Annotated in this window: 1 protein-coding gene; it reads right to left on the reverse strand. The window is 40.3% G+C overall.

Annotated elements, in window-relative coordinates; translation table 11 throughout:
• Positions 1–347 (reverse strand): isopeptide-forming domain-containing fimbrial protein (locus ACTJJQ_RS19255; RefSeq protein WP_440600513.1); only part of this gene is annotated, 347 nt, incomplete at both ends.

The following is a 347-nucleotide window of genomic DNA, read 5'->3' on the forward strand; positions in this document are numbered from 1 at the left end:
ACCTTCGCTTCAAAAGTAACCGTATGCCAGTCTGTGTCTTTAATATCACCAAATTGACCGGTCACTGTGCCTTTTGTGTAGTCTCCGTTGTCATCATCTTTTGCATCTGTGACGGCTTGGTCATCTACTTTTAGTGACCCCTCGACGTATTCAAGACCTTCGGGCAGTTGATCTGCGATGACTAAATCTTTGATGATACTGTCTTCTACACTATTTTTTGTTTTGATGGTGTAAAGAAGGGTGTCGCCTACCTGAACTTGTTTTTCATTTGTATTGCCTTCTGCTTTTTGAGAGATCTCAGATGTTTTTTCTGATTCAAGCTTTGGATCTCTTGGATCAATTTTTGT

This window comes from Bacillus sp. 22483 (assembly GCF_052044605.1).
In the GTDB taxonomy this organism is placed as follows: Bacteria; Bacillota; Bacilli; order Bacillales; family Bacillaceae; genus Bacillus; species Bacillus altitudinis.